Here is a 26,432-nt window from a genome sequence, read left to right on the forward strand (position 1 = left end):
CCAAACGCGCCTCCAAGACCCAACAGATGCTCGAGATCACCCTCGACATCTTCCTCGCCAGAAAACGTCTACAGAGTCCGAAGTGAACACTCCCGCCTCCGCCGGGGTACGGGTGGAGCGTGAGGACAGGACTGCTGCCCGTTCCTGCGGAGTAGCGGCTGCATGAAGTCGAATTCCCGTATCGACGCACCCGCACAACCGAAAGGCGTCACCCCCACCGCGCCGCCGCGGCATCGTCACTCGCCCGCGCCTCGACCCAGCGCGCGTCGCCGCCACGGCGCTCCCGCTTCCAGAACGGCGCACCGGTCTTCAATCGGTCGATCAGGAACGCACACGCCTCCAGTGCCGCGCCGCGATGCCGCGCGGTCGTGGCGACGAATACCACCCGGTCGCCGGGCACCATCGGCCCGATGCGGTGGACCACCACCGCCCTCGCCAGATCCCAGCGCGCCACCGCCTGTTCGCACAGCGCCTCCAGCGCGCGCTCGGTGGCCCCAGGATAATGTTCGAGCGCCAGTTCGGTCACACCGTCGTCGCCGCGTACCAGCCCGGTAAAGGTCGCCACCGCCCCGGCATCCTCGGCCTCGGCTGCGGCGAATTCCGCCACCAGATCGATCGGCGCATCCTGGATGACGACGCGGATCATCCGCCGGTTACCGGGGGAAAGATCGCCACTTCGCGCGCGCCCGCGATTCGGGTGTCGAGCGCCACGAACGCCTGATCGACCGCCGCGCGCAGCCGGTCGCGATGCTCGAACGCGACCGCATAGCCGCCGCCGCGCGCTGCCAGCCAGTCGATCAGACCGGCGACGGTGGTCACGTCGGCGGGCGGGTCGACCCGTTCGCCGCCCTGCCCGATCGCCTCGCGCACCCATGCGAAATAGAGGATGTCGACCGGCATCAGCTGTCCATGTGCTTCAGGCCGACGCGCAGATAGTCCCAGCCGGTGATCGCGGTCAGCACCGCCGCGCCCCATAGACACACCAGCCCGGTGACATGGACGAACGCATAGGCGGGCACCGCTCCGGCGAGGATCAGCGCGCCGAACGCGACCAGTTGCAACGTCGTCTTCCACTTGGCAAGCTTCGACACCGGCAACGATACCTGAATGCCGGCTAGGAACTCGCGCAGTCCCGACACCGCGATCTCGCGCAGCAGGATGACGAGCGCCGCGATCAGGTGGATGCCGGTGATGATCGCCACGTCATGCCGCGTGCCGACCAGCATCAGGATGACCGCCGCCACCATGATCTTGTCGGCGATGGGGTCGAGGAACACGCCCAGCTTCGACACCGTCCCCTGCGCCCGCGCAAGGTAACCGTCGAAATAATCGGTGATGCCCATCAGCGAATACAGCGCGAAGGCGATCGCATAGCCCGCCTCCCACATCGGCCACCACAGGAACGCGACCAGCAGCGGCACCGCCAGGATACGCGACAGCGTCAGGATATTGGGAAGCGTCAACACGACGGGTCGTCTAGCATCCCGGCACCCTCACGCGAAAGCGGCAATCGGCGATTGAAGCGGGCGGCTCGGCTCGGCTACACCGCCGCCACACCCTGCGGGGACACTGACTAGGTCGTTTTTCGAATGATGAATGCGCTGGGGTTGCTGAAGCAGCGCCGTTTCCTGCCGCTGTTCGTCACCCAGTTTCTGGGGGCGTTCAACGACAACCTGTTCAAACACGCGATGGTGCTGTTCGCGACCTACCAACTGTTCCGCGATCCGGCGAGCGAACAGAATTTCAACGCGCTGGCCACCGGCCTCGCCATCCTGCCGTTCGTCCTGCTCTCCGCCCTGTCGGGCCAGCTCGCCGATACGCATGACAAGGCGCGGATCATCCGCATCGTCAAGACGGCGGAAATCGGCATCATGCTCTATGGCGCGGCGGGAATGCTGATCGCGCGGACCGGCTATGTGACGACCGGCGTGGTGATGATGCTCAGCGCGGTGGTGATGCTCGGCGTCCATTCGACGTTCTTCGGGCCGATCAAATACGCGATCCTGCCTCAGCATCTCGATGACGATCAGGTGCTGGGCGGCACCGGCCTGATCGAGGCGGCGACCTATCTGTCGGTGCTGACCGGTACGATCGTCGCCGGCTGGATCAGTGTCGAATGGGCCGCCGGGCTGGTGGTGGCCGTGTCGCTGATCGGCTGGTTCACCGCGCGCTTCGTGCCGCCGGCCCCGCGCAGCGGCCCCGAACTCACGATCAATTTCAATCCGCTGACCTCGTCGTGGCATCTGATCGCCGCGACGATGCATATCCGTCGCCTGTTCCTCGCCATCCTGTCGATCAGCTTCTTCTGGACGATCGGATCGGTGCTGATCGTGATCTTTCCGGTGCTGGTGAAGAACGTCCTGACCGCCGACCAGCAGGTCGCGTCGCTGACCATCGCCATCTTCTCGATCGGGGTCGCGATCGGATCGGTCATCATCAACGCGCTGTTGAAGGGCCGCATCTCCGCGCGCTATTCGCCGGCATCGGTGATCGCGATGGCGGTGTTCGTGCTGGCCTTCGCGTTCGAGGCCCGCAACTGGGTGCCGGCACCGGGCGACACCCTCTACGGCGTGGTCGATTTCGTGACCCATCCGCAGTCGCTGCTGCTGCTCGCCACGCTGGCGCTGATCGCGATCTTCGGCGGGATGTTCGTGGTGCCGCTCTACGCGTTCCTGACCACCACCGTGACCAAGGACCAGACCGCGCGGACGGTGGCGGCGAACAATGTCGTCAACTGCGCGTCGATGACCGTCGGCGCGATCAGCGTGATCCTGCTGACCAAGGCCGGGCTGGGTCCGACCGACATGCTCCTGATCGTCGCGGGCATGTGCCTGATCTCGGCTTGGCTCGCCTCACGCCTGCACAAGGCCTGCGAGGACGGCTGCCCGGCTTGAGGGTCGGCGGTACCGGCCCGCTCCCCCACCCGGCCACCCACCGCATATCCTGAATGGGGGGCTGGGTGGGGGAGCGGGCCGGTACCGCGCCTACAGCAAGAACGTATAGAAACAGATGAAGAAGGCGGTGAAGCTGACCGCGAACAGCTTCAGGTCGCTGTCGTCGTTCGACAGCGGCACGCTCGCCACCTTGGGCAGGCGGGCGCGGAAGGTGTGGCGGCGCGGGGGAATCGGCTGCGGTATCATCATGACAGCCTTAACGAACCATTCACCAATTCGCCCAACGCCAAGGCCCGTGCCGTCCGTCTTGAACCGGGACGGCCGGGACACGCCCTACCCCGCCGCCGCGACCGTCCGGTCGAGGTGCAGATAGCCCGGCGTGAACGACGCCACCTCGCACAGCCGGTCGAGGTCGAGGATGGTCAGCGTCCGTCCCGCCCATTCGATCAGCCGCTCGCGTCGCAACTCCTGCACCATCCGGTTGACGTGGACCGGCGTCAGCCCGGTCGCCTCGGCCAGATCGGCCTGGGTCAGCGGAAATTCGCAGGTCAGTCCCGAACACCGTCCGACCAGCCGCAACCGGAAATAGACCTCGCAGAACAGCAGCGCGATCCGCTCGCGCGCCGACCGCAGCCCGAGGCTGGCGATCCATTCGCGATGCATGCCGAGCGCGACATGGTCGTTCCACCACAGCGCCCGCGCGATTCCCGGATGCCCCTCGACCAGCGCGCTAAACGTGTCGGGCACCACTTCGGCGACGGTCATCGCGGTGATCGCCCCGACCGCATGGTCCATCTGGCTCACCACCTGCACATGCGGATCGAACAGGTCGCCCGGCAGCAGCAGCGACAGCATCTGCCGCCGCCCGTCGGACATCTGGCGATAGCGACAGCCCCAGCCCTCCAGCACGAAATGCACGAAGCGCGGGGCCTCCCCCTCCGACACCACGTCGCGGCGCGGCGCGATGCTGCGCTGCCGCTGGTCCAGCAGGGCTTCGATCCGGGCGCGGTCGGCATCGGTCAAACCGGAATAGGCGAGTAATCGCAAACGGTACGGCAGCGCTTGGTCCCCTCTCATAGGGGAGTTCAGCTAGCGGCTGTTGCGCCGCGCTTCGCTATACTGGTTTAATCGATCGGCGTTCCCGGCAACTTTGCAACGCAATTGCAGCGAATGTGGCCGTACCGATGATCGCGGGTCCGCCGCCGGCCGGTATCCGGCGTCGGGACAACAAAAAACCCCGCGTCGCCGCGGGGTCGTTTGGAAATGGTGGAGCCGAGGGGGATCGAACCCCTGACCTCTGCAATGCCATTGCAGCGCTCTCCCAGCTGAGCTACGGCCCCGTCCATTTTTTTGGGGCCGCTGCTGGTGGCAGCCCCGCTTCCCCTTGCGGGGAGGAGCGCCCTCTATGCGGAGGGCACCGGTTTGGCAAGCACCTTTTGCGCCCACCGCCCCAAAAACATCAACGCTCGGCGTCGCTGTCCTCGTCGGTCGTGTCGACGCCCAGGTCGTCGTCACCACCCAGATCGACATCGTCGTCGGCCGACGGTTCGTCGTCGCCCTCGATGTCCAGATCGTCGCCCAGATCGGCGTCCTTCGCGCCTTCCTTCTCGACCTTCACCTGTTCGAACGGCAGCGGCTGCTTCGATTTCAGGATCGGTTCGGGATTCCAGTGCACGCCGCAATTGATGCACGTGACCGGCTCGTCATTGCCTAGATCGTAGAAGCGCGTCGCGCATTTCGGACAGGTACGCTTCGTACCCCATTCCGGCTTCACCATGTGTAGCCAAACCTTTCGGTGTCGTGGAAAAACGGGGCAGACCCCCGGATGGGGCGCGCCTTGCCATAGCGGGCACGCGCTGTCAAAGCCGCCGGTCATGCACCACGCCGCCCCCACGCCCCTGTCCGTCGCCGCCAGCGGTCCGCTGACCGGCACCGCCCCGGTTCCCGGCGACAAGTCGATCAGCCACCGTTCGCTGATGCTGTCCGCGCTCGCGGTCGGCACGAGCCGGGTGACCGGCCTGCTGGAGGGGGAGGACGTCCTGTCCACCGCCGCCGCGATGCGGGCGATGGGCGCTGTGATCGTGCGTGGCGACGACGGGATCTGGACCATCGACGGCGTCGGCGTCGGCGGGCTGCTGCAACCCGCCACCGCGCTCGACATGGGCAATTCGGGCACGTCGACCCGGCTGCTGATGGGGCTGGTGTCGTCCCACGCGATCACCGCGACCTTCACCGGCGACGCCTCGCTCAGCAAGCGACCGATGGGCCGCGTCATCGAACCGCTCAGCCAAATGGGCGCGGAGATCACCGCCAGTCCCGGCGGTCGCCTGCCGCTCATGCTGCGCGGGATCGTGCCCGCCGTGCCGATCGACTATACGCTGCCGGTCGCCTCGGCACAGGTGAAGTCGGCGATCCTGCTCGCCGGCCTCAACACACCGGGCATCACCCGCATCGTCGAACCCGTCCCGACCCGTGACCATAGCGAGCGGATGCTGACCGGCTTCGGCGCTAACCTGACCGTCGAGGAGACGTCGGCGGGTCGCGTCATCGAACTGCATGGCGAGGCGGAGTTGCGGCCGCAGACGATCACCGTTCCCGGCGATCCGTCCTCCGCCGCCTTCCCGGTCGTCGCCGCGCTGCTGGTGCCGGGCAGCCATGTCACGATCACCAATGTCGGCCTCAACCCGACCCGCGCCGCGCTGTTCGACGTGCTGCGCGCGATGGGCGGCGATATCGCCTTCGAAAACCCCCGCGATGTCGGCGGCGAGCCGGTCGCCGATCTGGTCGTCCGCGCCTCGACGCTGACCGGCATCGACGTCGATCCGGCGGTCGCCCCGTCGATGATCGACGAATTTCCGATCCTGTTCGTCGCCGCCGCGCTCGCGAAAGGCCGCACCGTCACCCGCGGTCTCGAAGAACTGCGCGTCAAAGAAAGCGACCGCATCACCACCATGGCCGAAGGGCTGCGCGCGATCGGCGCACGGGTCGAGGAGACCGGGGACGGCCTCATCATCGACGGCACCGGCGGCGATCCGCTGCCCGGTGGCGGCACCATCGCCGCGAAACTTGATCACCGTATCGCGATGAGCTTCGTCGTCGCCGGCCTGGTCAGCAAGGCCCCGGTGACGATAGACGACATGGCCCCGATCGCGACCAGCTTCCCGACCTTCACCACGCTGCTGCGTGGCCTTGGTGCGTCGCTGTGATTATCGCGGTCGACGGCCCGGCAGCATCGGGCAAGGGCACCATCGCGCGGGCGCTGGCGAAGCATTTCGGCCTGCCGCATCTCGACACCGGGCTGCTGTATCGCGCGGTCGCGACGCTGGTATTGCGTGAGGGGCAGGACCCCACGCGCGAAGCCGATTGCGTTGCCGCCTGCGACTTTCCCGACACGTTACTTTCCGATCCATGGCTGCGCACCGACGAGGCGGGCCAGACCGCCTCGATCGTTTCCGCCCACCCGCTGGTCCGCTCCTCGCTGCTCCGCCGCCAGCGCAAATTCGCACAACAATCCGGCGGCGCGGTCCTCGACGGCCGCGACATCGGCACGGTCATCGCCCCCGACGCCGATGCGAAACTGTTCGTGAAAGCCACCCCCGCGATCCGCGCCCGCCGCCGTCACGCCGAACTCGCCAGGGCCGGCTCGACCGTCACCTACGACCGCGTCCTCGCCGACATCCGCGCCCGCGACGAACGCGATTCGTCACGCTCCACCGCGCCGCTGGTAATGGCCGCGGATGCCGCCCCGCTCGACACCAGCTTCCTGTCGATCGAGGCATCGGTGCAGCGCGCGATCGCGATCGTCGAGGGCCAGCGCAAGGGGTAGGGGATCGATACTCCCCCCTACCCACCCCGTTTGGTTCGAGCAGCTTCGAGCCTGTCGAGAAGAGGGTTGGGTGAACCATGCCCCGCATGGTTCAGGATTGTCCGGGGGACAATCCGACCCAACCCTCGTCGAGAACGGGCCGCTTGCCCCCCTTCTCGACTACGGTTCTCGACAAGCTCGAACCTGCGCTCGAAGCAAACGGACTGGGGCGCTCCCTCAACTCCGCCGGATCAACGCCCGCGCCAGTTTCCGATCCTCCAGCGAATAATACAGCCAGATCGCCCCTTCCACGACGACCACCGACGCCGCGAACGCGATGTCCGTCGCAGTCCGGTCGTCCACCGGCGGCGGGGTGATCAGCGGCTCGATCCCCCGCGCCACGACGCCGCGAAACTCGGCGTCGAACGCGACCCAGCCGATCCGCCACCGCGCATCGCGCGTCGCCCCGTTATAGAACATCACCGGCATCGCCGGATCGTCGGTCAACAGCGGACCCGTCGACAGATGCCAGTCGTCCCAGCTGTCGGCGCGCGGCATGAACGGGGTCGGCTGTTCGTCCCACGGTCCCGCCACGTCCGCGCCGATCGCCATCCCGATCCGCGACGCTTCATCGGCGGCATATTCGTAGAAGAGCCGCCAGCGCCCGTCGGGGGTGCGGTCGATCGTCGCTTCCTTGGTATTGCCCTCCGACTTGGACGACGCCAGGACGACGCCGCTCTTGGTCAACCGGTCGAGCGACGGCCCGGCGGCGTAGGACAGTTCGCCATGCGCGTGATCGCCCAGCACGCCCGAATAATAGACGACATAGCCGTCGTCGCGGCGCACCACCGTCGGGTCCTCGACGCCGCCCGCATCCTGTTCGCCCGGCCCCGGCACGATCGACGGTTCGGGCAGCATCGCGAAATGCCGCCCGTCGTCGCTCCACCCGGCCCAGATCACGCCGGTATCGGTCATCGGCTCGCCCGGCCGCGTCACCGCCCGGACCATCATGCCGAACCGGCCGTCCGCCTCCTGCCAGACATAGGGGCTCATCAGATCGCGCGTCATCAGCGCGGGCGGGCCGTCCAGCGTCACGTCCTCGATCCGGCGAACGTTGAAATCCAGTTCGATCTCGCAATCGGACACCACGTCCTTGCGATGCGGATCGCCGATGTTGCCACCGCCGCTCATGCGCCGACCGCCTGCATCAGCGACAATCCGCCATCGATCACGATCCGCGCACCGGTGATATAGCGCGCCCGGTCGCTCGCCAGGAACACCGCCAGATCGGCGACCTCCTCGGGCTGCCCCGCGCGCTGCATCGGAATGTTGCGCTCCAGCGACTGGCGATAGGCGACGTCCTGCTGCGCGCGGGCGTTCATCGGGGTCAGGATCATGCCCGGCTCGATCGCGTTGACGCGGATGCCGCGCGGCGCTTCCTCGATCGCCAGCGTCTCGACCAGATTGGTCAGCCCCCCCTTCGCCGCGCAATAATCCGCGCCGCCGGCGCGCACGGCATAGGCATGGATCGACGAGATTTGCAGGATCACCGCGTCGCCGCCGTTGTCGCCCCGCCCGGTCAGGAAGCGGCGCGACGTCAGGAACGCACCGGTCAGGTCGGTGTCGATCATGCCCCGCCACTGATCCAGCGCCATGTCGCGGACATTCACCCCGCGCATGTTCATGCCCGCCGAATTGACCAGTATCGCGGCCGGCCCCCACAGCGCCTCGACCTTGCCGAACGCGGCGTCGACCGATGCTTCGCCGTCCACATCGGCCTGAAGGGTGATCGCTTCGCCGCCCGCTTCGCGGACCGCCTGCGCGCTGTTTTCCGCGCCCTCCGTGTTCGAATGGTAGAGGATCGCCACCCGGTCGCCTTCGCGTCCGAACGCCGCCGCACAGGCCGCGCCGATCCCCGACTCCGCCCCCGTCACTATCACCGTCCGGCCTGTCACCATCGCCTCCATTATCGTTCGGGGGATGCAACGAACCGCGTGCGGCTTGGCTTCATGAACTTTCCTACACCTTCGGACGACGTCATGCTGGCGAGCCGCCGACGCTATCCGCGATTCGGGGGTGAGGTGCCGCGACGTCGACTACGTGTCACCTTCACCAACTTCGCCCCCCGCCCTATAGCCGCTTCACTTTCCCCATATCGGACAACGCCATGCTCCCCGGTTTCGACCTCCCCGCCTTCGTCGCCGCCACCCTGTCCGAGGATATGGGCGACCTCGGCGACATCACCGCCGCCGCCGTCATCCCGGCCGATGCGGTCTTCACCGGCGTGATGGACAGCCGCGACGCGATCACCGTAGCCGGCCTCGACCTCGCCGCCGCCTTCTTCCGCCATCTCGACCCCCACGTCGTTCTGGAACCGCTGGTCGCCGATGGCGACCGCGTCGCGGCCGGCACCGCCCTGCTCCGCCTGCGCGGCAATGCCCGCGCGCTGCTGACGGCCGAACGCTCGGCGCTGAACACCGTCCAGCACCTGTCGGGCATCGCCACCCTCACCGCCTGCTATGTCGCCGCAATCGCGGACACCGGCGCGACGCTGCTCGACACGCGCAAGACGATTCCCGGCCTGCGCATCCTCGAAAAATACGCGACCCGCATGGGCGGCGCGACCAATCACCGCATGGGCCTGTGGGATGCGGCGATGATCAAGGACAATCACGTCGCCGTCGCCGGATCGGTCGGCGAAGCCACCGCCCGCGCCAAGGCGGCCGGCATCGACCGCATCATCGTCGAGATCGATTCGCTCGACCAGATCGAACCCGCGCTGGCGGCGGGCGCGACGCACCTGCTGCTCGACAACATGACCCCGCCGACCCTGCGCGAAGCGGCGGCGATGATCGCCGGTCGCGTCCCCGCAGAGGCATCGGGCGGGGTCAATCTCGACACGATCCGCGCCATCGCCGAAACCGGCGTGACCTATATCAGCGTCGGCCGCCTGACCCAGTCGGCCCCCGCCGCCGATATCGGGCTGGATTTCACCTTCGACGCCGCATAACCACCGGACAGCGCTCCACAGAGGGAACTCCATGCGTCCAAGCTCGATCGTCCGGTTCGACCGGCTCTACCTCGCCTCGATCGTCGTCGGGCTGATCGGCAATGTCATCGAATGGCCGGTGACCATGGCCCGCCTGACCGAAAACGCGCAAACCGCCGCGCTTGGCTCGGGCGCCGCGGTCGCCGCCGGCGGCATGATCGCGGCCGGCGTGCTGATCGCGCTGGTGTTGTGGTTCTTCGCGGCAAAGCGCGCCAGCAACGTCGCACGCTGGATCGTGGCGGTCTTCACCGCCTTCTCGGTCGGCAGCCTGCTCCTCGGGCTCGCCGGCGGTGCGGTCATCCTCGACGCTGGCGGGATCATCCGCCTCGTCGCGGTCGCGTTGCAGGCGGCAGCGACCTTCTTCCTGTTCCGCCCCGACGCCGCCGCATGGTTCGCGCCGTTCGAACCCGTGGAGGACGAAGCATGATGCGACGTGCCCTGACGCTCGCCGCCCTGCTCCTTCCCGCCGCCGTCCAGGCGCAGACGCTGAAATGTTCGGCCCCGGCGCAGATTCAACGCCCGCGCCCCGACCTGCCCAGCCCGTCGCAGCCGCGCCGCGTGCTCCCGATCGGCAGCTATACGCTGGCGATCACGTGGAGCCCCGAATTTTGCCGGACGCGCGCCGACGACCCGCGCAACGCGTTCCAGTGCGACGGCAGCAATCGCTTCGGATTCACGCTGCACGGCCTGTGGCCCGATGGCGAGGGCAAGGACTGGCCGCAATATTGCACCTCGACGCCGATCCTGCCGCCGGCGGTGATCGCCAAAAACCTGTGTGTCACCCCCTCGGCGCAATTGCTCCAGCACGAATATGCCAAGCATGGCACCTGCATGGGCGTGTCGCCGGCGGGCTATTTCGACGAATCCCGCACCCTGTTCGGGAAACTGCGCTTCCCGGACATGATGGCGCTGTCACGTCGCCCCAGTCTGACCGCCGGACAGCTTGCCGCCGCGATCGCCCGCGTCAATCCGGGCGTCACCCCGCAATCAATGCGGATCACCACCAACAAGCGCGGCTGGCTGGACGAGGTCTGGCTCTGCCTCGACAAGCGTCGTCGTTACACCGCCTGCCCGGCACATCAGGGTGGCGTGACGCCCGGCACCCGGATCAAGATCTGGCGCGGCGGGCGGCAGGCGGCGTAATCAGAGCTCGACCGTCGCCGTCGCGGGATGGTGGCGGTCGAGATGCTTGCGAATGATCCGCAGATTGCGAGTGTTCGACCGGAAGAAGAAATCGGGCACCGCCCCGACGACCGGGATCAGCCCCAACGCCCAGTCGGTGCCGACATTTCCGGCCATCCGCGCCATCTGCCACCGCGACATGCCGAGGTTGCGCGCTTCCCACAGCATGTAACTGCCCATCGCCGCGCCGATGAAGCTGCCGACCACGGGGATGAAGTTCAGCAGGAAATCGAGGCCCATCGGACGGTTGATGCCGGGAATGGTCATCGACCGTTCCATCAGTCGCTCGATCGCCACCACGCGGCGGCGCACGGCGGCGGGATCACGGTCGAGATGTCCGGCGATCTGCTCGAACAATTCGGGGGAGATGCGGGTCGGCTTTGCCATGCCTCCTATTTGGTATCGCCACGCAGGTGGTTCAACGGATGGACGCCACGCGGATTGGTCTGGAACCCGCGCAGGCGCGGCGCGACCAGCGACCAGCGCCACGGTCGCGCGACGGCCACGAACGCGACATCGGCGGCCAGCGCCGCATCCGCCGCCGCCAGCCGCTGCGCCCGTTCGGGCAACGACGTGGCATCGCGTGCCGCCGCGATCAGCGTCATCGCATCCATCGCGCAACCCCGGCACGCCGTCGCCAGATACCAGCGCGCACTGTCATAGGGGGCGACCCGGTCGATCAGCAGCAGGTCGGCCGGCGCATCGATCCCGACCCGCTGCCCGTGTATCCCGGTCCGCGCCAGTGCCGCAGCCATCCGACCCCACAACAGCGTCGCGCCGGGACCGTCGGGCAGCGCGACCCGCACCGTCACCGGTCGGCCCCACGCCGCGACCTGCGCCCGCGCGGTCTGCCAGCGCTGGTCCTCGGTCAGCTTGCGCCATGGCGGCAGCGCCGGATCGCTCGCCGAATCGAACGCTTCGGGCAGGATGGTGTCGATGCCGGCCCAGCCGCCATCGATCGCGGCAGGCAGATTGGCGGTCTGGATCGCCATGGCTACCGCTGCCCGGTTCAGCGGCGCGGCAAGAAACCCGTCGCGCCCGACAAAGGCGAAACCGAACAGCCCGCGCGCCGGATCGACGCGAATGTCCGTCGTCCGCAGCCCGGCCGCGGCGACGATCGGCCAGTCGGCCAGCGCGCCCCCCAGCACGAGATCGCTTCGCTTCGCCCCGAACCGCGCCACGGCCAGTGCCGCACGCGCACCGTTCAGCCGCACCTCGTCGGCGGGAACCGGGGCCGGCGCGTCCGAATCGACCGGCGCGCGCAGCCGCACGCCCTGCCCCCGCAGCCGCCGCATCGGTCCACTGCCCTGCGCACCGTGCATCACCGCCAGTTCGGGTTGCGCCAGCAGGGTCAGCAGCTCGGTATTCGGCCGTTTCAACCGGATCTCGATAACCTGCGGCGTCATCGCCACGATCTCGTCGATCGAGCGCAGGAACGGGGTCAGCCGGTGCCCGGCCCCGGTCCGCGCCGCACGACGCAGCGCGGGGACGACCTGATCGGCGGTGACCGGCCGCCCGTCGCTCCACGTCGCCGTGCCCAGCCGAAAGATATAGCTGCGCCCGTCATCGACCATGTTCCAACGTTCGGCGATCGCCGGTTCGACCTGTCCTGCCGCGTCGAACCGTACCAGCCCCTGTGCCAGCGCACTGCGCAGCAGGACGCGTTCGGTATTGCCGTTGCCGTCCTGCTCGATCGCATCGACCACCACCGGCCGCTCGTCCGCCCCCCGGTCGCATGCGGCCAGCGTCAGCAACAGGGGGCCAAGAAACAGCAAACGGGTCATGCGTCGCTCCATGCCATGAAAGGCGTGGCGGCGGCCAGCCCGTGGTACGGACGGCGGGACTTGAACCCGCACTCCCGATGGGAAGCGGATTTTAAGTCCGCTGCGTCTACCGATTTCGCCACGTCCGCGTGGAGGAGGCTGCGTTCCAAGCGGATCGGCGCGCGCCCGTCAAGCCGCCGCTACCGCAGCATCTGGATGATGCCGGAGAAATCGGTCGCAGCATGGCCGTCCTCGACGAAGCGGGCGTAGAGTTCGGCGGCGCGCGCGCCCATCGGCGTGTCGGCCCCCGCCCCTGCCGCTGCCTGCATGGCGAGGCGCAGGTCCTTCAGCATCAGCGCGGCGGCGAACCCGCCCTGAAATCCCCGGTCGGCGGGCGTTTCGGGACCGACGCCCGCCACCGGGCAATAGCTGGTCATCGACCAGCACTGGCCCGAACTGACCGAGGAAATGTTGTAGAAGGTCTGCGCATCCAGCCCCAGCTTCCCGGCCAGCGCAAACGCTTCGCACGTCGCGATCATCGATGCGCCGAGCAGCATGTTGTTGCACATCTTCGCCGCCTGCCCCGCGCCGTTCGCGCCGGCATGGATCACCGCCTTGCCCATATCTTCCAAGAACGGCGCAGCCTTGGCGAAGGCCGCCGGGGTGCCGCCGACCATGAAGGTCAGTGCGCCCGCATTCGCGGCGGCGATGCCGCCCGATACCGGCGCGTCGACCGCCTGCAAGCCCTTCGCGCGGGCCGCCTCGGCCACCTGACGGGCGGTATCGACGTCGATCGTTGAACAATCGATCAGCACCGCGCCGGTATCGACCGCATCGAACAGCCCGTCGGCATAGATGTGCGCGACATGCGTCCCCGCCGGCAGCATCGTCACCACCGCCTGCGCACCGGTCGCCGCCTCGACCGCATCGCCGACCGGCAGGCAACCGGCCGCCTTCGCCCGGGCCAGCGCATCGGCGGACAGGTCGAACGCACGGACGTCATGCCCCGCCCTCGCCAGATTGGCCGCCATGCCGCCGCCCATATTGCCGAGGCCGATGAATCCGATCCGTGCCATGCTGGTTCCTCCTACCGCCCCGTCCAGTTGCCGGGACGCTTCTCGACAAAGGCGGTCATGCCTTCCTTCTGGTCGGCCGTCCCGAACAGGCCGTGGAACAGGCGGCGTTCGAACTGGACCCCCTGCGTCAGTGTCGTGTCGAACGCGGCGTTGACCATTTCCTTGTTCGCCTTGACCGCCAGTGGTGCCATGGCGGCAATGGCCTGTGCGGTCTTCACCGCGTCCTCGACCAGATCGTCGGCGGGCACGATCCGCGCGACCAGACCGCAACGCTCCGCTTCCTCCGCGCCGATCATCCGGCCGGTCAGGCACATCTCCATCGCCTTGGCCTTGCCCACCGCGCGCGCGAGCCGCTGCGACCCGCCCATGCCGGGGGTGACGCCCAGCTTGATCTCGGGCTGGCCGAATTTCGCGGTATCGGCGGCAAGGATGAAGTCGCACATCATCGCCAGCTCGCACCCGCCGCCCAGCGCGAAGCCGGCGACGGCGGCGATGATCGGCTTGCGGGTGCGGGTGAACGCGTCCCAGCCACTGAAATGGTCGCCGCCATACATGGCGGCGAAATCCATTTCCTGCATTTCCTTGATATCCGCCCCGGCGGCGAACGCCTTGGCCGATCCGGTGATGACCGCGCAGCCTTGGCTCGGGTCCGCGTCGAACGCGCGCATCGCGTCGAGCAGTTCGGACAGGATCTGCGCATTGAGCGCGTTCAGCGCCTGCGGCCGGTTGAGCGTGACCAGCGTCACCGCGTCGCGGCGCTCGACCAGAATGGTTTCATAGTCGGACATCGGGGTTCCTCCAACGATACGTCATTCCGGCGGAGGCCGGAATCCATGGATACGGGGCGTCGGCGATAGAGCCGCGCACGCCCGAAACAATGGATTCCGGCCTCCGCCGGAATGACGAAGGGATATGCTGGGAATGACGCACGAGCATCATTGCGGCTGCCATTCGTCGGCGGGGGACAGCGGTGCGAAGATGCGGTCGATCATATGGTCGCTGACCGCTTCGGGCGTCGCCGGGTCCCATTTCGGCGCGTGATCCTTGTCGACGATCACCGCGCGGACGCCCTCGACGATGTCCGGCCGCTGGACGATCCGGGTGACGACCGCATATTCCTGCCGCATCTCGTCCTCGAAGGTCGGCATGGTCGCCCCGTCGAGCAGCAGCTTCAGCGACACCTTGCACGACAGCGGCGACCGCTGGCGCAGCGTCGCCAGCTGCGCCTGTGCCCAGTCGGAGCCGTCGGCCTCCAGCGCAGCCAGAATCTCCTCGAAATCGTCGCTGGCGAACAGGCGGTCGATCGCCTCGCGCTGCGTCAGGATCGCCGCTTCGCCGGGCAGGACGGCGTGATCGGACAGGATCGCCTCGATCGCCAGCGGATCGGCCGCGATCGCCGCCTTGATCGTGTCGAGCGCCGCCGCCGGCACCAGATGCGTCGCCAGCCCCAGCGCCAGCATCTCGCTCCCGTCCAGCCGCGCCCCGGTCAGCGCCAGATACTGGCCGATCCGTCCGGGCAGGCGCGACAGATACCAGCCGCCGCCGACATCGGGGAACAGGCCGATCGCGGTTTCCGGCATGGCGAAGCGCGTATGCTCGGTCGCGATGCGGACCTTGCATGGCTGCGAAATGCCGACGCCACCGCCCATCGTCACCCCGTCCATCACCGCGACGGTGGGCTTGGCATAGGTGAACAGCCGGTGGTTGAGCCGATATTCGACCGCGAAGAAGGCGCGGGCGGCGGCACCGTCGCTCGCGCTGCTGTCGGCGATCATGCGGATATCGCCGCCGGCACAGAAACCACGCCCCTCGGCGTGGTCGATCAAAATAGCGTGAACCGCCGGATCGTCGCGCCATTGCTCGAGCGCGGCGAGCATCGCCTCGCACATGGCGTGGTTCAGCGCGTGCAGTGCCTTGGGCCGATTCAACCGGATGCGGCCGAGATGGCCGTCGATAGAGGTCAGGATCACCACAAATCCTCCCCGGCACGGGGAGGGGGACCATCCAAAGGATGGTGGAGGGGGGCATCCCCACCCGCAACCGTCGTGGTAGAGGACAGCCCCCTCCACCACCGCTGCGCGGCGGTCCCCCTCCCCGTGCCGGGGAGGATCTTCATCGCACCAGCTCCCGCCCGATAATCATCCGCATCACCTGATTCGTGCCCTCAAGGATCGAATGCACGCGCAGATCGCGCCAGAAGCGTTCGATCGGATAGTCCATCAGATAGCCATAGCCGCCATGCAGTTGCAGCGCCTGATCGACCACCTTCGATCCCGTATCGGTGGCGAAGCGTTTCGCCATCGCGGCGAAGCGCGTCTTGTCGGGCGCATTCGCGGTCACCTTGGCAGCGGCGGTGTAGAGCAGCGCGCGTGCCGCCTCCAGCTCGGTCGCCATGTCGGCCAGCGTGAATTGCGTGTTCTGAAAATCCGCGATGGGCTTGCCGAACTGCTGCCGCGCCTTGGTATAGGCGATGGCTTCGTCCAGACAGCGTTGCGCCCCGCCCAGCGAACACGCCCCGATATTGAGCCGCCCGCCGTCCAGCCCCTGCATCGCGATCGAAAAACCCTGCCCCTCGACCCCGACCAGATTGGCGGCGGGCACCCGCACCTGATCCAGAATGACCGCCCGCGTCGGCTGCGAATGCCAGCCCAGCTTGCGTTCGTTCGCGCCGAACGAGACGCCGGGCATGTCCTTCTCGACCAGCAGGCACGAAATGCCCTTCGGCCCCTCGCCACCGGTCCGGACCATGACCAGATAGACGTCGTTGTCGCCCGCGCCGGAGATGAACTGCTTGGTGCCGGTGACGATATAGTCGTCGCCGTCGCGCACCGCCCGGGTCTTCAGCGCCGCCGCGTCCGATCCCGAGGACGGTTCGGTCAGGCAATAGCTGGCCAGTCTGTCCATGGTGACGAGGTCGGGGAGGAAGCGCGCCTTCAGCTCCGGCGACCCGAACGCGTCGAGCATCCACGCCGCCATGTTGTGGATCGAAATGAACGCGCTGGTCGACGGACAGCCATAGGCCATCGCCTCCATGATCAGCGCCGATTCCATCCGGCCAAGGCCGATGCCGCCCGACTCTTCGGACACATAGATCGCGGCGAAGCCGAGGTCGGCCGCCTGCTTGATCGTATCGCGTGGGAAGATGTGCTGCTCGTCCCATTCGGCGGCGTGCGGGGTGATCGCATCCGCCGTGAACCGTCGCGCCAATTCCTGAATGTCACGCTGGTCGTCGGTAAGGTCAAAGGGGTTCACGCGTCACTCTCCACTATCGCTTCGGCCTCGATCTCCACCCGCCATTCGGGACGGAGCAGCGCGGCCACTACCAGCATCGTCGCGGCGGGCCGCACGCTGCCGAATATCCCTCCATGCACCCGGCCGACCGCATCGGCGTCGCTTGGATCGGTCAGGTACATGCGCGTGCGGACGACATCGTCGATCCGCCCGCCCAGTTGCCCGATCGCATCTGCAATGATCGCGAAGCACCGTTCCGCCTGCGCCGCCGCGTCGCCCGGCGTGCTGCTGCCGTCCGGCTCGACCGGCGCGGTGCCCGACACGAGGATGCGTGTGCCCACCCGCACCGCCCGCGGAAAGCCGATCGTCGCTTCATAGGGCGAGGTGGAGGCGGTATGCCGGCGCGCCATCATGGCCCCTCGTGCAACACCCGCGCCCGGAACAGCGGGTCGGCGATCGACAGGGTATTGCGTTCGTACCAGCGCGGTGCCGGTACACCCTTTTCCCACGCGATCGCCTCCAGCAGATTGCCCTGCGCCGACGGCGTATCGGGCCGCAGCTTCGCGATCGGATCGCGATGGGCGACATCGGCTTTGACGATCGTCCAGCCCTTCTTGCGCAATCCGGCGACCAGATCGGCGATCCAATAGGCGGCAAGGTCTGTTTCGTGCAGCAACATCACCTGCACCGGCTGCCGCCCCAGCGCTTGTCGGCCGAGACGATCGGCGAACTCGGCGGCCTCGACATGCGTCTCGACATACAAGTCGCGCAGGGCGTCCATGTCGATCGGCTTGCCCGCCCTGCGCGCCGCGCCGGCAAGGTTTTCGATGTTCCAGTCGGACCCGTCGACGGTGACATAGCCGTTCGACAGGCCCCGCGCGGCAAGGCCCGCCCGCACCGCATCCCGCTTCGCCTTGTCGGTGCCGCCTTCGTCAAGGAACGGGTAGCGATACCATGGCCGTAACCCCTTGCGCCCCTGCAACCACGCGCCGGCGCGATCGATATCGGCCAGATAGGCATCGGCGGTCATCGCCTTGAGCGCCGGATGGCTGAAGCTGTGATTGGCGATGACATGCCCCGCCGCGACATAGGCCGCGACCCGCCGTTCGCCCCCTGCCCCATCGGGCGCGGCCAGATTGCCCGGCACGACGAAGAACGCCGCCTGTCGCACTCCCGCCCTGCGCAACCCGGCGATGATCCGCGCGGCACGCTCGTCAGGCGTCAGGAACGGCCCGCGCGCACGCGGCGCGTCGTCGAAGGTCAACGCGATCCGCTTCTGCGCGACGGCGGGCGACGCCATCGCCAGCAACAACAGGATCGCCGCCATCAGGCATCGCATCATCACGGCAATTCCTCCTCGCAGATGCCGGCTATCGAGCATCGACTATCCCGTCCATCACATCGTAACCCCGGACGTGATCGAACCTGTGCGAAAGTAGCGATTCCTGCCCCCCTGCCGTACCCCCGCGCAGGCGGGGGTCCAGGGTTCCAGGCGCAAGCCGTTGTTCTGCTTGGCTCTGGACCCCCGCCTGCGCGGGGGTACCGCGAGTTTTTGTCCGACTGAACAAGGATCGCATCGGCCCGGCATATCCCGCCTCACCCCATTGTCGGAATGACGAACGCATCCTGCGTCCGCGCCGCCGCGTCATCCTCGGCCTGCGTGCCCGCCACCGATCCGTCGGGCCAGCGCTGGGTGATCGTCTTGACCTTCGTCCAGAAGCGCACACCCTCCTCGCCATGCTGGTTCACGTCGCCGAACGCGCTGCGCTTCCATCCGCCGAAGCTGTGATAGGCCACCGGCACCGGGATCGGCACGTTGATGCCGACCATGCCGACGTTCACCCGCGCGGCGAACTCGCGGGCGGCATGGCCGTTGCGGGTGAAGATCGCGACGCCGTTGCCATATTGATGCTCGCTCGGCAGGCGGACGGCGCTTTCGAAATCGTTCGCGCGGACGATTTGCAGGACCGGGCCGAAGATTTCCTCGCGATAGGATTCCATCGCCGACGTCACATGATCGAACAGCGTCGGACCGATGAAGAAGCCGCGTTCATGCCCCTGCAACCGGAATCCGCGGCCGTCGACGACCAGCTCGGCGCCTTCCTCGACCCCCTTGGCGATCCAGCCTTCGACCCGCGCCTTGTGCTGCGCGTTGACCACCGGGCCGTAATGGGCGTCCGCGTCGGTCGATACCCCGACCCGCAGCGCATCGATCGCGGGGATCAGTTTCTCGCGCAACGCTACGGCGGTCTTCTCGCCGACCGGCACGACGACCGGCAGCGCCATGCACCGCTCGCCCGCCGACCCGAACGCCGCCCCGGCGAGGTCGGCGACGACCTGATCGAGGTCGGCATCGGGCATGACGATGCCGTGATTCTTGGCCCCGCCCATCGCCTGCACGCGCTTGCCCGCCGCGACGCCGCGTTTGTAGACATAATGCGCGATGTCGCTCGACCCGACGAAGCTGACCGCGCCGATCGCGGGATGGTCGAGGATCGCATCGACCACCGTCTTGTCGCCATGCACGACCTGCAGGATGCCTTCGGGCGCGCCGGCCTCCAGCATCAGTTCGGCCAGCCGCACCGGGACCGACGGATCGCGTTCGCTGGGTTTCAGGATGAACGCATTGCCGCAGGCGATGGCGACCCCGAACATCCACATCGGGATCATCGCCGGAAAGTTGAACGGGGTGATGCCCGCGCCGATGCCGACGGGCAACCGCATCGAATAGACGTCGATGCCGGGGCCCGCCCCCTGCGTATAATCGCCCTTCAGCAGATGCGGCACGCCGCACGCGAATTCGATGACGTCCAGACCCCGCTGGATATCGCCCTTGGCATCGGCGATGACCTTGCCATGTTCGCTCGACAACAGTTCGGCGAGCGCGTCCATGTTCGCTTCGACCAGTTGCTTGAACGCGAACAGCACGCGGGCGCGCTTTTGCGGATTGGTCGCGGCCCAGCCGGACTGCGCCGCCTGCGCGGCGGCGACGGCGCGATCGATATCGGCGGCGGTGCCCAGCCGGACATGCGCCTGCACTTCGCCACGATTGGGATCGAACACGGCACCGGTCGCCCCGTCCGCACTGCCTGAACCGCCCGCGATCACATGATCGATGACCCGCATACACTCTCCTGCCGATCGCGGAGGCCGGTCTGTCGCCGACTCACCCGCGTGTAATTTTATTGCTTTTGGCATGACCGGAAGCGCGTGTCAGCGGCAAATCGAAAACCGGCCGAATGCTGCACAGGTCGACGGCCGGATGCGTCTTCGGCCGTCGCCAATGTACGATCCGCTACCAAACCGAAAATGAGGATGTGTCGGCAATTCCGGTCCGGTTGCGGGCGAACGGTCCGCCGGTCACGAGCCATGGATTGCAGTACCGTCCGCCGCTCCCGACACCGTTCCGAACCGCGTCAAATGCGGACCAACGGCGAGCACAGCGTAGACCATCCGCGATCGGCAACTCCCTCGATCCACCCTGCCGCCGATGCGACCTATTCGAAGATCATCAGCAGCGTCACGCCGCCACTGATCGGCAACCGCACCGAACTGGGGCCGAACGGCAACAACCTGTCCGACACGCCCGGCTTCCGGGGCGGTAACAGCCCGAACCCCGTCCGCTCACATCATCCAGCGCGCCTTGTCCCCGTCCAGCATCAGCCGGAACCACGGTGCCGCCGTCCCCCCGAAATGCCTGCGCCGCGTCGCGCCATCGCTCGGCTCCGCCCCGTTCAGCCCAACCGAATCGGCAAAGCTGATGACGTCCAGTTCACCGGTCACCCACCAGCAATAGGCCTGATACGGCTCTTGGCGGGGATTGCCCGCGACCAGCCCCGATCCGTTGAGCGGCACCCAGGGCCCGGCCATACTCTCGGCCACTGCGCCGTACAGCCCGGTCGGCGCGCCGGTGCCGTCGACGAACCGCTTCGCCTGCGTCGACCAGAACAGATAATAGCGCCCCTCGACCACCACGATATGCGGCCGTTCCAGCTCGCTATTGACCCCGATCGACTCCAGCAACGGTGCCGCCAGTCGCCACGGCTGGTCGGGCGTGTCGCGCTTCGCCACGCCGATCACCCCGTCATGCACGTCGTCGACCCATCCGGCCGATCCGACGAACAACAGATATTCCGCGCCATCGGCGGGATCGCGGAAATAGCCGGGATCACGAAAGCCCTTGATCCGGCCATCGACCGCCTCGACCTGATCGGCGCGCAGATAGGTCGCACCATCGGCGGCGATCGATTCCACCGGCGTCGACCAGTCGCCGACCGCGCCATCGGCAAAGCGCCCGACGCTTTCGAACAATCGCTGTTCGAACGTCCGCGCCTGACCCTGCCGGCCCGATGCGGTGAAATACAGGGTCAGCGTCACGCCATCCTCGGCCAGCACCGCCGACCCCGACCATTCGCGGCTGCCCGGCGTAAAGCCGTCCGGGAACGCATCGCCATGATCGCGCCAGCCATCGGCGCCATGGCTGGTCAGCCGGATACGCGCCGCATCATGCCGGTCGTCGGGATCGGCGAATTGCGGCGTGATGAGGAAAAACCACCAGCTACGGTCATCGACAAACGCCGTCCGCCCATCGGCAGTGGCGATCTGCCACATGTCCCACACGTCATGCCCCGGCACCACCGGGGCCAGATCGGACAACTGGAACACCGGCAATGCCAGTTCCGGCTGATCGGCGGCCAGCCGCGCGGCATCGATGCTCCAATGCGTCGGCAGCGGCTGGTCGGGGGCGGAACGGCGGGCGGGCATGGTCATAAGGGCGGCTCTCGACAAGAAACGAAGGTTCAGGCGGCGGTGATGGCGAACAGCGCGACGCTCTGCGCCTTCATCGCCGGGATCGGCAGGCCGGCATGGGCCAGCCATTCGCCATCCAGCACGACGCCCTCAGCGCGCATCGCGGCAAAGACCGGCGCATCGGGCAAGGGGTGGCCGGTGACGGTGGCAAGGTCGAGCAGACGCACCCGCACCCGCCCAGCCCCGGCCAATGGCGGCACGGGCAGCGGCAATGGATGGCGCACCGTCATCGGCTGCACCTGGCTGACGCTCAGCAACAGATCACCCGGCTCGCCATGCATCTGCCAGACCAGCCCGTCGCCGCCCTCGCCCATCCACAGCCGGCCATGGTGCAACCGGTCGCGCAGCCCCTTGTACCGCTCGATCGCCGCCGCCAGCGTCACCGCATCGGCGGGCGCGATCGCCGCCGGGTCCAGCTCGACGCCGAAATGGCCGGGCAGCGCCACGGCGGCGCGGAACGCCATGCCCTGGCTGCGCCCGGTCGAATGCGCCGGGCTGGCCCCGACATGCGACCCCATCATCTCGGGCGGCAGGAAATGCAGGAAGCCGCGCTGCATCGCGACCCGGCTGACCGCGTCGATGCAATCGCTGGTCCACATCCGGTGCGTCCGCGTGGCGATGCCGGCATCGCTGCGCCCGCCGCCACCGGCGCACGCCTCGATCTCGACCGCCGGATGCGCGCCACGCAGCCGATCGATCAGCGCATAGGCACCGACGACCTGGCGGTGATAGCCCGCCCGCCCGCGCGCATCGCCTGCCGGGGCCAGATCGCGATTATGATCCCATTTCAAATAAGCGATCGGCAGATCGCGCAGCAGCGCATCGATCGCATCGAACAGATACGTGCGAACCTCGGCCCGCCCCAGGTCGAGCACCAGCTGGTGGCGCGACGTCGGCATCGGCACGCCGTCCAGCTGCAATGCCCAGTCGGGATGCGCGCGCGCCAGATCGCTTTCGGGATTGACCATTTCGGGTTCGACCCACAGCCCGAACTCCATGCCGAGCGAAACGACATGCTCGGCCAGCGGTTTGAGGCCACGCGGATATTTGACCGGATCGGCGACCCAGTCGCCCAGCGCGGCGGTATCGTCGCCCCGCCCCTTGAACCAGCCATCGTCCAGCACGAACCGCTCGACGCCCAGCCCCGCCGACCGATCGGCCAGCGCCATCAGCGCCGCCTCGTCATGGTCGAAATAGAAACCTTCCCAGCTGTTCACATGCACCGGGCGCGGGCGCATCGCCCCGGCCCATGGTGCGCGCGCACGGACGGCGGCATGGAAGGCCTGCACCGCGCCGTTCAGCCCCGCGCTCGAACAGGTCGCCAGCATCTCGGGCGACGCATAGGTTTCGCCGGGGGCCAACCGGATTTCGCCGGGGGCCAGCGCCTCGCCCATCTGCAACACCCAGAACCCGTCATCGTCGCGCTCGACCGACAGCCGGTGGTTGCCCGACCATGCCAGTTGCGCGGCATGGACCCGGCCATGGTGCCAGCCCGCCTCCGGTCCGACCACGAACAGCCCCGGCGGCCCGGCATGGCCGGTCAGCCCGCGCCGGTTCTCGCGGACCCAGCCATGCGCCGGCATCGCTTCGTCATGGCAAACGAACTCGGCATTGTGACGCCCGGTAAAGCTGCGGATCGTCGCACTGTCACCGGGCAGCGGCAGCGTCCCCGCCGCCAGCCATTCGATATCCAGCACATCGTCGCCGTCGTTGGTGACACTCGCCGACAGGGTCAGCATATCGCCTGCCATCGCGATCCGCTGCACCGCAGTTACCCGCGCGGTCCGGTCGGTCAGCGTGACGGTGACACCGTCGGCAGCCGCATCAATGGCAACATCGTCGAACCACTGCGCAAACGCCCGCCCGCCGCGATGCGCCCGCAGCGCCGCCGGCCCGAACCAACCGGTGCCATAGGTCGGCACCAGCGTCAGCGGCTGATCGCGGTCGAGCGAGAACGACGCCTGCGGCCGCATATCGGCGAGCGGCGGCAGCATGGCAGCATCGACGCGCGGCCCCCACCATCGCCACAGCGGCGCGGCACCGTCCTGCGCTTCGAGGATCAGGCTCGACACCTGACCATGCAGCGCGATGGTCACGCCGCCGCATCCGGCGTCGCGCCGACCGGCAACCCGGCGCTGTTGCGTTCGCGCACCGTCCACACTGCGGCGGCGGCGGCGAACATCAGCACCCCGCATAGCGTCAGCACGTTGCGCGGATCGCCGCCCAGCAGCCGATCGTAGAACAGCCACATCGTCCCCGAAAAGATCAGCATCGGGATCACGATCATCATGTTGAATATGCCCATATAGACCCCGGTCCGCTCGGGCGGGATCGATCCGGCGAGGATGACATAGGGATTGCCCATGATGCTGGCCCAACCGATGCCGATGCCGATCGCGGGCAGGAACAGCATCCACTTTTCGGTGACATGCGGCAGCCACAGCATCCCGATCCCGGCCAGCACGAGGCAGATCGCGTGCAGGCTCGCCGCGCCCAGTCGCTTGGCCAGCGGCACCATCGCGAACGCGGCGAGGAACGCGACCCCGTTATAGAATGCCGCCATCTCGCCATTGGTCAGCACCGCCGAATGGAAACCCGACGACGTCGCCTCGGCGGTGCCATAGACCGACCGCCCGATCGAATAGATGACGTACGCCCAATAGGCCGCCATCGCATACCATTGGAACAGGCTCATCAACGCCAGCTTGCGCATCGCCTGCGGCATGTCGCGGATCGCCGACCCGATCTCCCTGAACATCGCGCCCAGCCCCTTGGGCTCGGCGGCGATGCGGGCGCGTTCCTGCGCCGACAGCGGCAATTCGGGCACGCGCCGGATCGACCACAGGATCGTCGAAAAGCTCAGCACCGCCCCGACCATGAACGCGATCCGCGCGGTATAGGGGATGTTGTGCGTATCGACCCAGTCCTGGTTCATCCCCGCCCACACCAGCAGCGACGGGGTCAGGAACGCCAGCATCTGCGCCGCGCCGGTAAAGGCGCTCTGCGTCAGGAACCCGATCTGGTGCTGGTTTTCGTTCAGCCGATCGCTGACATAGGCGCGATACGGCTCCATCGTGATGTTGTTGCCGGCATCGAGAATCCACAACAGCGACACCGCCATCAGCAGCGATGAACTGAGCGGCATGAAGAACAGCCCCAGCGCGCACAGCACTGCACCCAGCAGGAAATAGGGGGTGCGCCGGCCCCAGCGGCTGTCGGTCCGGTCGCTCAGCGCGCCGATCAGCGGTTGCACCAGCAGGCCGGTCATCGGCCCGGCCAGTTGCAGCATCGGAATCGTCGCCTCCGATGCGCCCAGATAGCTGTAGATCGGGGCCATATTCCCCTGCTGCAACCCGAACGAGAATTGCAGGCCGAGGAAACCGAGATTCATTTCCAATATGCGGGGAAGCGACAAATGGGGCTTGGAAGCTGGCAGGCGCATCGGACATCCTCAAGACAGACGCCCGTCTTTGCGAGCCTTGCCGCCCGTTATACCAGCTTTGTCGATCGTGACAACAATCGATTGCGGTACTGCCGGCAACGGTCGTTACGTGGCACCTTCGTCACCTTCGATGCCCGCATGGGCAAGCTGACGATCGTCGAAGAAGCACCTCATCCCACCGTCTCCCGCGGCTTCTTCAAAAGACCGAGGAAATTGACGATCTCGCGCCTGCGGTTCGCCTCGACGGCCAACTCGTCCCCGACCCCCAGTTTCCACCGCGTCGGCCCGTGATCGGGTTCACCGTGCAGCCGGTCGAGCAAATCGGCACGATCCGCGACATCGGCCTTATTCTCCGCCAATCCGCCCTCGACCAGATCATCGGCCTGCGCCCGCAACGCGACCGCGAGCTCCTCAAGCGACAATTCGGGATGATATTGCACGCCCCAGAACACCCCGCCGGCATGGCGGATCTCGGCGGCCTGAACGCGGGTCATGTCGTTACCCGCCAACAGGACGGCATCCTGCGGCAACGCCTCGACCTCATCGCCATGGATCGCCGCGGCGTCCCACGCGGCCGGTCGCCCGGCCAACAGCGGATGCCCGCGCCCCGCGTCGGTCGCCACGATCGCACGTGCGATGCCGGCTTCCATCCGCCGTGGCATTTTTCGCACCCGACCGCCTGCCGCCGCGACCGCGATCTGCAGTCCTGCGCAGGAACCGAAGGACGGTACGCCCGATGCGAACACCGCGCGCATGAACGCCAATTGCCGCGCGACTTCCGGCGTCTCGTCATACACGTGCATCGGCGATCCGGTCAGAAAGACCCCGTCGAACCGCCGCACCATCTCCGCTGAAACAATCGGCGCATCGGCATCGGCAGGCGCGATCAGGGTGATGTCCGCGGCCGGGGCAATCTGCCGGAGGGTCGCGGCATAGCTTTCCCCCGCACTTTTCCCTGCCCGTTCACGACGCGCCTCGCGTTCTTCGGGCAATTCACTTTGCGCGACAAGATATTGCAGCAAAGGCCATCCTTCGATTGGGGAGCAAGCCGGTCGAACGCACGGCCGATGCAATCGCCGCATTCGCACGGACCGATCGGTCGGACCTGCCGGCGGGCTGCGGCCGCATCCGAAACCGGCTTGGCGAAGCGCTCCGCTGCCGCCAAAGTCGCGGTGCTTTCG

27 protein-coding genes and 2 tRNA genes are annotated in these 26,432 nt (G+C 67.5%); 6 read left to right on the forward strand and 23 right to left on the reverse strand.

Annotated features, from left to right (window positions below; translation table 11 throughout):
* Window positions 1-208: 208 nt before the first annotated feature.
* The 3 genes from ASE70_RS16690 to pgsA are packed head-to-tail and all read right to left on the reverse strand — an operon-like array spanning window position 209 to window position 1,466.
* Window positions 209-646 carry a molybdenum cofactor biosynthesis protein MoaE gene (locus ASE70_RS16690; protein WP_056507316.1) on the reverse strand — a complete coding sequence of 146 codons (438 nt, stop codon included), beginning with the start codon at window positions 644-646 and terminating at the stop codon, window positions 209-211.
* The gene (gene moaD / locus ASE70_RS16695) at window positions 643-900 is read right to left on the reverse strand and encodes a molybdopterin converting factor subunit 1 (protein WP_056507319.1); all 258 of its coding nucleotides are present in this window, start codon (window positions 898-900) and stop codon (window positions 643-645) included. The genes ASE70_RS16690 and moaD overlap by 4 nt, the downstream gene beginning before the upstream one ends.
* Complete coding sequence (gene pgsA / locus ASE70_RS16700; protein ID WP_056402572.1) at window positions 900-1,466, reverse strand: CDP-diacylglycerol--glycerol-3-phosphate 3-phosphatidyltransferase; 567 nt, start codon at window positions 1,464-1,466, stop codon at window positions 900-902. Before pgsA ends, moaD begins: the two co-directional genes overlap by 1 nt.
* 123 nt (window positions 1,467-1,589) lie before the next feature.
* On the opposite strand from pgsA, the gene ASE70_RS16705 reads away from it, so the two are divergent.
* Window positions 1,590-2,894 carry an MFS transporter gene (locus ASE70_RS16705; protein WP_056402575.1) on the forward strand — a complete coding sequence of 435 codons (1,305 nt, stop codon included), beginning with the start codon at window positions 1,590-1,592 and terminating at the stop codon, window positions 2,892-2,894.
* Window positions 2,895-2,984: 90 nt separating this feature from the next.
* Here the strand turns inward: ASE70_RS16705 and ASE70_RS20045 are convergent, their stop codons facing one another.
* The 4 genes from ASE70_RS20045 to ASE70_RS16720 all read right to left on the reverse strand — a co-directional run bounded on the left by ASE70_RS20045 (window position 2,985) and on the right by ASE70_RS16720 (window position 4,671).
* Window positions 2,985-3,143, reverse strand: a complete 159-nt coding sequence (locus tag ASE70_RS20045) for a hypothetical protein (protein ID WP_156356321.1) — start codon at window positions 3,141-3,143, stop codon at window positions 2,985-2,987.
* A gap of 84 nt (window positions 3,144-3,227) precedes the next feature.
* Window positions 3,228-3,971 carry a Crp/Fnr family transcriptional regulator gene (locus ASE70_RS16710; protein WP_082451095.1) on the reverse strand — a complete coding sequence of 248 codons (744 nt, stop codon included), beginning with the start codon at window positions 3,969-3,971 and terminating at the stop codon, window positions 3,228-3,230.
* Between the two features lie 187 nt (window positions 3,972-4,158).
* Window positions 4,159-4,234: transfer RNA gene (locus tag ASE70_RS16715), tRNA-Ala, on the reverse strand.
* A gap of 119 nt (window positions 4,235-4,353) precedes the next feature.
* Window positions 4,354-4,671 carry an FYDLN acid domain-containing protein gene (locus ASE70_RS16720; protein WP_056002892.1) on the reverse strand — a complete coding sequence of 106 codons (318 nt, stop codon included), beginning with the start codon at window positions 4,669-4,671 and terminating at the stop codon, window positions 4,354-4,356.
* A gap of 97 nt (window positions 4,672-4,768) precedes the next feature.
* On the opposite strand from ASE70_RS16720, the gene aroA reads away from it, so the two are divergent.
* The gene (gene aroA, locus ASE70_RS16725; RefSeq protein WP_056507322.1) at window positions 4,769-6,100 is read left to right on the forward strand and encodes a 3-phosphoshikimate 1-carboxyvinyltransferase; all 1,332 of its coding nucleotides are present in this window, start codon (window positions 4,769-4,771) and stop codon (window positions 6,098-6,100) included.
* Window positions 6,097-6,720: a (d)CMP kinase gene (locus ASE70_RS16730; protein WP_056507324.1), complete on the forward strand. Its 624-nt coding sequence runs from the start codon at window positions 6,097-6,099 to the stop codon at window positions 6,718-6,720. The genes aroA and ASE70_RS16730 overlap by 4 nt, the downstream gene beginning before the upstream one ends.
* Before the next feature lie 216 nt (window positions 6,721-6,936).
* Here ASE70_RS16730 and ASE70_RS16735 read toward each other — a convergent pair whose 3' ends face one another.
* The gene (locus ASE70_RS16735; RefSeq protein WP_056507550.1) at window positions 6,937-7,767 is read right to left on the reverse strand and encodes a glycosidase; all 831 of its coding nucleotides are present in this window, start codon (window positions 7,765-7,767) and stop codon (window positions 6,937-6,939) included.
* 119 nt (window positions 7,768-7,886) lie between these two features.
* Window positions 7,887-8,657: an SDR family NAD(P)-dependent oxidoreductase gene (locus tag ASE70_RS16740; protein WP_056507552.1), complete on the reverse strand. Its 771-nt coding sequence runs from the start codon at window positions 8,655-8,657 to the stop codon at window positions 7,887-7,889.
* A gap of 209 nt (window positions 8,658-8,866) precedes the next feature.
* Here ASE70_RS16740 and nadC point away from each other — a divergent pair, with 209 nt between their 5' ends.
* From nadC to ASE70_RS16755, 3 genes are read left to right on the forward strand one after another with little or no spacing between them, the layout of a single operon-like run.
* The gene (gene nadC / locus ASE70_RS16745; RefSeq protein WP_056507327.1) at window positions 8,867-9,709 is read left to right on the forward strand and encodes a carboxylating nicotinate-nucleotide diphosphorylase; all 843 of its coding nucleotides are present in this window, start codon (window positions 8,867-8,869) and stop codon (window positions 9,707-9,709) included.
* A gap of 31 nt (window positions 9,710-9,740) precedes the next feature.
* A complete protein-coding gene (locus tag ASE70_RS16750; RefSeq protein WP_056402588.1) occupies window positions 9,741-10,175 on the forward strand; it encodes a hypothetical protein in 435 nt (144 codons plus the stop codon).
* On the forward strand, window positions 10,172-10,891 hold the full coding sequence (locus tag ASE70_RS16755) for a ribonuclease T2 family protein (protein ID WP_200925667.1): 720 nt from the start codon (window positions 10,172-10,174) through the stop codon (window positions 10,889-10,891). Before ASE70_RS16750 ends, ASE70_RS16755 begins: the two co-directional genes overlap by 4 nt.
* Here ASE70_RS16755 and ASE70_RS16760 read toward each other — a convergent pair whose 3' ends face one another.
* The 14 genes from ASE70_RS16760 to ASE70_RS16825 all read right to left on the reverse strand — a co-directional run bounded on the left by ASE70_RS16760 (window position 10,892) and on the right by ASE70_RS16825 (window position 26,273).
* Window positions 10,892-11,317, reverse strand: a complete 426-nt coding sequence (locus ASE70_RS16760; RefSeq protein WP_056402590.1) for a DUF4112 domain-containing protein — start codon at window positions 11,315-11,317, stop codon at window positions 10,892-10,894.
* A 5-nt stretch (window positions 11,318-11,322) separates the two neighbouring features.
* A complete protein-coding gene (locus ASE70_RS16765; RefSeq protein ID WP_056507331.1) occupies window positions 11,323-12,714 on the reverse strand; it encodes an ABC transporter substrate-binding protein in 1,392 nt (463 codons plus the stop codon).
* Window positions 12,715-12,756: 42 nt separating this feature from the next.
* A tRNA-Leu gene (locus ASE70_RS16770) sits at window positions 12,757-12,842 on the reverse strand.
* A gap of 51 nt (window positions 12,843-12,893) precedes the next feature.
* Window positions 12,894-13,769, reverse strand: a complete 876-nt coding sequence (mmsB, locus tag ASE70_RS16775; protein WP_056507334.1) for a 3-hydroxyisobutyrate dehydrogenase — start codon at window positions 13,767-13,769, stop codon at window positions 12,894-12,896.
* Window positions 13,770-13,780: 11 nt separating this feature from the next.
* Window positions 13,781-14,557, reverse strand: a complete 777-nt coding sequence (locus ASE70_RS16780; RefSeq protein WP_056507338.1) for an enoyl-CoA hydratase — start codon at window positions 14,555-14,557, stop codon at window positions 13,781-13,783.
* 147 nt (window positions 14,558-14,704) lie between these two features.
* Window positions 14,705-15,739: an enoyl-CoA hydratase/isomerase family protein gene (locus ASE70_RS16785; protein ID WP_235520011.1), complete on the reverse strand. Its 1,035-nt coding sequence runs from the start codon at window positions 15,737-15,739 to the stop codon at window positions 14,705-14,707.
* Window positions 15,740-15,881: 142 nt separating this feature from the next.
* Window positions 15,882-17,021: an acyl-CoA dehydrogenase family protein gene (locus ASE70_RS16790; protein ID WP_056507344.1), complete on the reverse strand. Its 1,140-nt coding sequence runs from the start codon at window positions 17,019-17,021 to the stop codon at window positions 15,882-15,884.
* Complete coding sequence (locus tag ASE70_RS16795; RefSeq protein WP_156356326.1) at window positions 17,018-17,410, reverse strand: RidA family protein; 393 nt, start codon at window positions 17,408-17,410, stop codon at window positions 17,018-17,020. Before ASE70_RS16795 ends, ASE70_RS16790 begins: the two co-directional genes overlap by 4 nt.
* A complete protein-coding gene (locus ASE70_RS16800) occupies window positions 17,410-18,342 on the reverse strand; it encodes a polysaccharide deacetylase family protein (protein WP_235520012.1) in 933 nt (310 codons plus the stop codon). The genes ASE70_RS16795 and ASE70_RS16800 overlap by 1 nt, the downstream gene beginning before the upstream one ends.
* Window positions 18,343-18,596: 254 nt before the next feature.
* Window positions 18,597-20,126, reverse strand: a complete 1,530-nt coding sequence (locus ASE70_RS16805) for a CoA-acylating methylmalonate-semialdehyde dehydrogenase (RefSeq protein WP_056507349.1) — start codon at window positions 20,124-20,126, stop codon at window positions 18,597-18,599.
* Window positions 20,127-20,624: 498 nt separating this feature from the next.
* The gene (locus ASE70_RS16810) at window positions 20,625-21,770 is read right to left on the reverse strand and encodes a glycoside hydrolase family 68 protein (RefSeq protein ID WP_235520013.1); all 1,146 of its coding nucleotides are present in this window, start codon (window positions 21,768-21,770) and stop codon (window positions 20,625-20,627) included.
* Between the two features lie 29 nt (window positions 21,771-21,799).
* Complete coding sequence (locus tag ASE70_RS16815; RefSeq protein WP_056507557.1) at window positions 21,800-23,905, reverse strand: alpha-galactosidase; 2,106 nt, start codon at window positions 23,903-23,905, stop codon at window positions 21,800-21,802.
* Window positions 23,902-25,200, reverse strand: a complete 1,299-nt coding sequence (locus ASE70_RS16820; RefSeq protein WP_414882320.1) for an MFS transporter — start codon at window positions 25,198-25,200, stop codon at window positions 23,902-23,904. Before ASE70_RS16820 ends, ASE70_RS16815 begins: the two co-directional genes overlap by 4 nt.
* 221 nt (window positions 25,201-25,421) lie before the next feature.
* Window positions 25,422-26,273: a type 1 glutamine amidotransferase gene (locus tag ASE70_RS16825; RefSeq protein WP_056507353.1), complete on the reverse strand. Its 852-nt coding sequence runs from the start codon at window positions 26,271-26,273 to the stop codon at window positions 25,422-25,424.
* Window positions 26,274-26,432: the final 159 nt, after the last annotated feature.

The sequence above is a fragment of the Sphingomonas sp. Leaf22 genome, from assembly GCF_001421715.1.
GTDB lineage: Bacteria > Pseudomonadota > Alphaproteobacteria > Sphingomonadales > Sphingomonadaceae > Sphingomonas.